The sequence below is a fragment of the Pseudomonas sp. TKO26 genome, assembly GCF_003225665.1.
In the GTDB taxonomy this organism is placed as follows: domain Bacteria; phylum Pseudomonadota; class Gammaproteobacteria; order Pseudomonadales; family Pseudomonadaceae; genus Aquipseudomonas; species Aquipseudomonas saponiphila.
The window spans coordinates 363811-370095 of the sequence record NZ_QKLN01000005.1 but is presented as its reverse complement, the minus strand read 5'-3'; the positions used below and the strand labels follow the sequence as shown (position 1 = coordinate 370095).

The window sequence follows — 6285 nt, the reverse complement described above, 5'->3', positions numbered from 1 at the left end:
CCCCAACAATCCCCCCTCTATCGCCATCCGCAATCACCTGCCCCCCTGCATATCGCCCTTTGGAATTTCCACAAAATCAATCCCTTACCCCTGTGAATCCACCTGTCGGAAACCCACAAAATCAATGTGCCATTACCCGGCTATTTCCATCCGCGCTGCTTAACTGCAAAGGCTGCCAAGTACCGCAGCCCCCCTAAACCCCACGGAAGGCACACACCATGAGCCCCACCTCGCAACACACGGTTGTTCCCTATGGGGTAGCGATCCAGTCGGCAATCGCCGAAGGCAAGCTACCCCAGATGAAAGCCCTGCTGGCCAAGCGCAATCAGAAGGGCGACGAACCCAAGGATCTGAAAAGCGCCTACGAACAACTGGCCAGGGAAGTCGCCCGGCTGGAGCAGCACTGATCGCTGTTTCCCCGTCATTGAATGGAGGCAAAGCATATGTCCGGTTCCAATTCCCAAGCCGAAGGTCTGTTCCCCCTGAGCTATCGCATCGGTACTGCTCAGGACGGGGCGCCCAGCCTGATCCTCAACCTGCTGGTCTACACCCCCGATCAAAGTGTGCGCGGCGGTTCGACCATCACCCAGGCGGTCAACCCGCCCCTGAACCTGCACAGCGATGTCTGGGGTCAGTACACCTACCTCACGGTCATGCCCCCCAGCGCCAGCAAGATCCTCATCACCGCCCAGGGCAATCAGGGCGGCCCCGGCTCCAATTCCATCATCACCTTCAAGCTGCACCTGGTAGTCGGCGAAAACTGGAAGGAAGGCATTGCCAACTACCAGTACTTCAACGGCCATGACTGGGTTTCGGTCAATCAGGTGCCGGCCCGCCTGCAGGAGTCGGTGCAGTCCAGCTCCCTGTCGACGCCAGAGCTCTCGGGCCAGTACAGCGCCGTGAACAGCACCAGCGCCGCGTTGTACGGCGGACCGATCCACGGCGCCATCGCCAGCGGCGATCTGGCCCAGATGAAGAGCCTGCATCGGGTGGCCACCCAGCAACTGGAGCAGCTACCGCTGATCCGCACCGCGCTGGATGCAGCCAAGGCCGAGATCAAGAAGCAGGAACGCCGCTGATCAAGGCCGTCCATCACACCTGATGCTTTCTATCCAGATAAGGAGTTGCAGCATGACAATCGGACTGTTCCATACCCGCATCATCGTCGCCAATCCTGTGATCGGAGCGCCGGTGCTGACCCTCGACCTGCTGGTCAACACCCCGCAGAAAAGAGTCAGCGGCGTGGCCCGGATCACCCAGAGCACCTCGCCACCGCTGCAGTTCCGGGCGGACGTCTGGGGCGACTACTCCCAGGTCAAGCTCGATCCGTCCAGCGAGGGCCATATCATCCTCAGCCTGGCCGGCAACCCCAGCGGCCCCACCAGCCAGATCGCCGAGACGTTCCATCTGCAGGGCATCCTCGGCCTCGACTGGGCCAGCGGCTTCGCCAGCTACAAGTACCAGTACCAGGGTCATTGGCACGTGGTGCAACACGCCGCCGTGAGCCAGGCACCGGTGGAGCAGAAACAAAGCGAACGCACGGCCCAGATCGGCCAGCCGCATATGCATCCCCACCCGCTGTACGCGGTGGCGCTGCAGGAGGCCCAGACCAGCGGCGACCTGGCGCGGCTCAAGGCGCTGGTGGCCCAGGGCGAGCAGCAACTGGCCAACAGTGAAAACCTGAGCCAGGCGGTGCAGCAGCTGCAGGCGGAAATCAGCCGCCTGGAGCGCCGCTGAGTCCAGGCCAGCGGGGCCGGCCGTCATCGGCCGGCCCCGACTTGCGCCAAACCGATCGCGCCCTCGCCACCCACGGAAGGTGCGCCTGTTTCGATGGGTTGCTGCCGCGCACCGCTGGGTGCGCAAGGATCTCTCATGTCAGACCGTCTCCCCGCCCGCTACCTCAGCGAAAACGACCTCAAGCGCTATGTGCCGGTGCATGTGGTCTGGGAAATCACCCTCGCCTGCGACCTCAAGTGCCTGCACTGCGGCTCCCGCGCCGGGCACCGGCGCCCCGGTGAACTGAGCACCGAGGAATGCCTGGCGGTGATCGATTCACTGGCCGCCCTGGGCACCCGGGAAATCACCCTGATCGGGGGCGAAGCCTATTTGCGCAAGGACTGGACGCGACTGATCCAGGCCATCCACGACCACGGCATGTACGTGGCGATCCAGACCGGCGGACGCAACCTGACGCCGGCCAAGATGCAGGCCGCGGTGGACGCCGGGCTCGATGGCGTTGGCGTGTCCCTGGACGGTCTGGCGCCGCTGCACGACGCGGTGCGCAATGTGCCGGGCTCCTTCGACAAGGCCCTGGACACCCTGCGCCGGGCCAGGCAGGCCGGGCTGAAGATCAGCGTCAACACGCAGATCGGCGCCGCCACCCTGCCCGACCTGCCGGCCCTGATGGACCTGATCATCGACGCCGGCGCCAAGCACTGGCAGATCCAGCTGACGGTGGCCATGGGCAACGCCGTGGATCACCCCGAACTCTTGATGCAGCCCTACCAGCTGCTGGAAGTCATGCCGCTGCTGGCGCGCCTGTACCGCGAAGGCAACGAGCGCGGCCTGCTGATGAACATCGGCAACAACATCGGCTACTACGGCCCCTACGAACACATGTGGCGCGGCTTCGGCGACGACCGGGTGCACTGGACCGGCTGCGCCGCCGGGCAGACGGTGCTGGCCCTGGAGGCCGACGGCACGGTCAAGGGCTGCCCGTCCCTGGCCACCGTGGGCTTCTCCGGCGGCAACGTGCGCAACATGAGCCTGCACGACATCTGGCACTACAGCGAAGGCATTCATTTCGGCCGCCTGCGCTCGGTGGACGACCTATGGGGCTATTGCCGCAGCTGCTACTACAACGACGTGTGTCGCGGCGGCTGCACCTGGACTTCGCACTCGCTGCTGGGCAAGCCGGGGAACAACCCCTATTGCCACTACCGGGCCCTGGACCTGCAGAAAAAGGGCCTGCGCGAGCGCATCGTCAAGCTCGAAGATGCGGGCCCGGCGTCCTTCTCCGTGGGCCGCTTCGACCTGATCACCGAGCGCATCGACACCGGCGAAGCCGTGGCCAGCGTCAGCGACAGCGGTCAGGTGATCAAGCTGGCCTGGGTCAACCAGGGCCTGGCCTCCCCCACCGAAGGCCGCATCCCGCCGCGCCTGGCCCTGTGTCGCAATTGCCTGGAGTACATCCACGCCGTCGAGAGCACCTGCCCGCACTGCCACGCCGATGTCGCCGCCGCCGAAGCCCGGCATCAAGAAGACCGGCTGCGCCAGCAGGCCCTGATCAACACCCTGCACCAGTTGCTGGGCCTGCCCCCGGAGCAGCCGCGCCTGTAATCGCCGCCAGTCCCGCCGCCGCGCCCGATCCTGGCGCGGCGGCGGTTATAGCAGCCCGGGCAAGCATCGAAAAACCATCTATAAAAAACCTCCGAACCAGGCGGATAAGGGCTTTGCTAAGGAAGTTCGTCCACAGGCCCGCGCGCCCCCTGCGACTGGAGCACAGCATGAAAATAAATCCCTACCTGGTGTTCAACGGCGACTGCAAGGCCGCCTTCACCTTCTATGCGAAATGCCTGAACGGCACCCTGGAAATGATGATGACCTTCGGCGAAAGCCCGGCTCGCGAGCACATCAGCGCCGACTGCCACGAACGCATCATGCACACCCGCCTGAGCGTCGGTGACCAGTGGCTGATGGGCTCGGACAGCACCCCGGAACGGCCCTACCTGGGCATCCATGGCTGTTCGATCTCGTTGAACATCGACAATCCTGCCGAAGCCGAACGGGTGTTCGCCGCCCTGGCCGAGGAAGGCAAGGTGCAGATGCCGCTGGAAGCCACCTTCTGGGCCGAGCGCTTCGGCATGCTGGTAGACCGTTTTGGCGTGCCATGGATGGTCAACTGCGAGAAGCGCCAATAGCCCGGCCCACTGCGTCCCACTCCTCGGGTGCCGTGCCCTGCGGCACCCACCGCCACGCCTGCTGTGAAAGATTTTGCGCACTTCATCAAACAGCCATCAGCACCCTGTACTAGGATACGAGGCGACCCTTCGTCGCTCAGCGTAAACAGGAGCTAAATCAACCGCTATCCAAACTCGTTGCTATAAGGCAGCCCTTCCACACCTCCTCATTCATGGATGAAATGATGAACTCACAAATACTGTTTCCACACATTGGCAAGGTCATCGCCAGCACCGGAAGCCGCAGTTTTCCGCGCATGCTGCACGACCTGATCCTCACCCAACTGGCTGTTGACGCCACCCATATCACCCAACTGCGGGCCGACCCGCAGGCGGGCGCCGACAGACCCGGCAAGCCCCTGATGCAGACCCGCCATCCGCTTCATGCCAGTAACGATCCGCTGCTGTGCGCCGCTTTTCCCGAGCAGCCCGAGCAGCCGGTCCAGAGCCAGCTGCTGCATCGCCAGCGCGGCAACCTGAATCCGGCGCAACTGCACCTGACCGGCCGCAAGGACTCGTACCACTACGTGCTCTCGGTGTACCGCAGCAACCAGGCCCAGAGCTTCTCCCCCCAGGAGCGGCTGTTGCTGGAGGACATCTCGCCGCTGCTGCTGCCCATGGTGGAAAAGCACATCAGCGCCCTGCAGCCCCATGGCGACAGCGCCGAGCAGAACGGCGCCGCCATTGAGGGCCTGACGACCCTGCGCCTGCGTTTTGCCGAGCGCCTGGAGCAGTCCGGGCTGCACCTGTCCAACCGCGAGCTGGAGGTCTGTGTCGGGCTGCTGGCCGGGCGTACCGCGCCGCAGCTGGCCGAGCAGCTCAAGCTCAAGGTCAATACCGTGGAGAGCTACCTGAAGCGCGCCGCCATCAAGCTCGGGATCAGTGGCCGACACTCGCTGCTGCGCTGGATGTACTCGCCCCAGGAAGACGCGCCGGGCAGCAACGATGGTGCACCGGCCTGATCCGACACCGGTCCTGACCCGCTGACCCGACCCCGCCGGCCCCAGCGCCGGCGGGGTTGTCCGGGCGCGGATCAGTCCCGGGCCAACGCGTCGATCGGCTCCAGGCGCGCGGCATCAGCCCGGGCCGGAACGGCCCCTTGAGCACCGCATAGCCACCGATGGTGTACAGCGTCGAGTCGCCCTGGCACAGCCTTGCGGATCGGCTGATTCAGCTGTAGGAAATTGGCTATCCGTCGACGACGCTCATGGCCTGGCGCGGGTCTTCGCCCCCTTGCCCCGGACGGGCCACCCGGGCCCGCGCGAACCCGCCGAAAACCCCGCCGGCTGGCGCCAAAGGGTTGTTGCAGAGGCTTGGCACAATACCTGGACAAGGCTCTGGCATGGCTTGCCTGTCCCCGTTTCCCCCTACAGACGCCGGGCAAAGCCATAGGCTTAAATTCAGCTCCGAAGAGCGGTTCAGGTTCATCGGGAATCTGCCACGTACAGCGTGGCAAGCGCGCTTAGATCAGCGATTTGTCTCAATCAAGGATGATTAAGGATATGAGTCTGACCAGCAGTATTGCGAATATGGAAATGCCGCACTTCTACTTCGAACTGGGACAATTGATTTCCCACACCGGCCACCCACAGTTCGCCAGCGAGATGCTGCAACTGGTGGACAAGCGAGTGCCGGCGGGCCAGTTGGTGCTCAGTGAATGGACCCTGGACGAGCGCCAGGCCAGTTCCCTGTCCATTACCCTGTTGGGGCGTGCCGGGCTGCAGAAGGATCTGCCGCTGCCGGAGCCGCCGCGACGTCATGACCCGCTGCTGCACAAGATGCTGGAAATGGACGACTCGCTGCTGATTCAAATGAATGCCCAGGCCCGCAGTGGCCACTCCCGCACCACCGCGCATCAATGCCATCTGGTCTCGCGCAAAGCCAATCGCCGCTGTGTCATCGGCCTCTACCGCGACGCCGAGCAGGGCGGCTTTTCCCTCTCCGAGCTGTCGTTCCTCAAGAGCCTGTCGCAAACCCTGCTGCCGCTGCTGGAACGCCACGCTCAACTGCACCGGCAACAGGCCCTGAAGAACCTGTGCAGCTGGAGTGCCAGGCCCGTCGCTGCGACGCAGCAGAACCCGTTGCAACGGGAGTTCGACGAGCGTCTGTCGCTGGGCGACATCAGCCTCTCGGCCCGGGAAAAAGAGGTGTGCCTGGGGCTGCTCACTGGCGGCACCGTGCCGGAAATGGCCCAGCGCCTGAGCGTCAAGAACAGCTCCGTGGAAACCTATCTCAAGCGCGCCGCTGCCAAGCTCGGGGTTAGCGGTCGTCACGGATTGGCCAAGTGGATGGTCGGCGCCTGAAGTCGCCCCGTCCGCATCAGGAT

Annotated in this window: 7 protein-coding genes; all 7 read left to right on the top strand. The window is 64.3% G+C overall.

Annotation, left to right across the window (positions count from 1 at the left end; genetic code table 11):
* Positions 1–218: 218 nt before the first annotated feature.
* The 7 genes from DNK59_RS10685 to DNK59_RS10655 all read left to right on the top strand — a co-directional run bounded on the left by DNK59_RS10685 (position 219) and on the right by DNK59_RS10655 (position 6262).
* The gene (locus DNK59_RS10685; RefSeq protein WP_110723161.1) at positions 219–407 is read left to right on the top strand and encodes a DUF1843 domain-containing protein; all 189 of its coding nucleotides are present in this window, start codon (positions 219–221) and stop codon (positions 405–407) included.
* Between the two features lie 36 nt (positions 408–443).
* Positions 444–1079 carry a DUF1842 domain-containing protein gene (locus tag DNK59_RS10680; protein WP_092316174.1) on the top strand — a complete coding sequence of 212 codons (636 nt, stop codon included), beginning with the start codon at positions 444–446 and terminating at the stop codon, positions 1077–1079.
* Positions 1080–1131: 52 nt separating this feature from the next.
* On the top strand, positions 1132–1737 hold the full coding sequence (locus DNK59_RS10675) for a DUF1842 domain-containing protein (protein ID WP_110723160.1): 606 nt from the start codon (positions 1132–1134) through the stop codon (positions 1735–1737).
* 135 nt (positions 1738–1872) lie between these two features.
* Entirely contained in the window at positions 1873–3339 is a 1467-nt protein-coding gene (locus tag DNK59_RS10670) for a GDL motif peptide-associated radical SAM/SPASM maturase (RefSeq protein WP_110723159.1), read from the top strand.
* Positions 3340–3506: 167 nt separating this feature from the next.
* Positions 3507–3920, top strand: a complete 414-nt coding sequence (locus tag DNK59_RS10665) for a VOC family protein (RefSeq protein WP_110723158.1) — start codon at positions 3507–3509, stop codon at positions 3918–3920.
* 224 nt (positions 3921–4144) lie between these two features.
* On the top strand, positions 4145–4921 hold the full coding sequence (locus tag DNK59_RS10660) for a helix-turn-helix transcriptional regulator (RefSeq protein WP_110723157.1): 777 nt from the start codon (positions 4145–4147) through the stop codon (positions 4919–4921).
* A gap of 540 nt (positions 4922–5461) precedes the next feature.
* Entirely contained in the window at positions 5462–6262 is an 801-nt protein-coding gene (locus DNK59_RS10655; RefSeq protein WP_110723156.1) for a helix-turn-helix transcriptional regulator, read from the top strand.
* The last annotated feature ends 23 nt before the right edge of the window (positions 6263–6285 follow it).

Excerpts from the sequence above, each read along its gene's own strand:
- DNK59_RS10680 (WP_092316174.1), top strand. The coding sequence starts at position 444 with ATGTCCGGTTCCAATTCCCAAGCCGAAGGTCTGTTCCCCCTGAGCTAT.
- DNK59_RS10670 (WP_110723159.1), top strand. The coding sequence starts at position 1,873 with ATGTCAGACCGTCTCCCCGCCCGCTACCTCAGCGAAAACGACCTCAAG.
- DNK59_RS10655 (WP_110723156.1), top strand. The coding sequence starts at position 5,462 with ATGAGTCTGACCAGCAGTATTGCGAATATGGAAATGCCGCACTTCTAC.
- DNK59_RS10660 (WP_110723157.1), top strand. The coding sequence starts at position 4,145 with ATGAACTCACAAATACTGTTTCCACACATTGGCAAGGTCATCGCCAGC.
- DNK59_RS10685 (WP_110723161.1), top strand. The coding sequence starts at position 219 with ATGAGCCCCACCTCGCAACACACGGTTGTTCCCTATGGGGTAGCGATC.
- DNK59_RS10665 (WP_110723158.1), top strand. The coding sequence starts at position 3,507 with ATGAAAATAAATCCCTACCTGGTGTTCAACGGCGACTGCAAGGCCGCC.
- DNK59_RS10675 (WP_110723160.1), top strand. The coding sequence starts at position 1,132 with ATGACAATCGGACTGTTCCATACCCGCATCATCGTCGCCAATCCTGTG.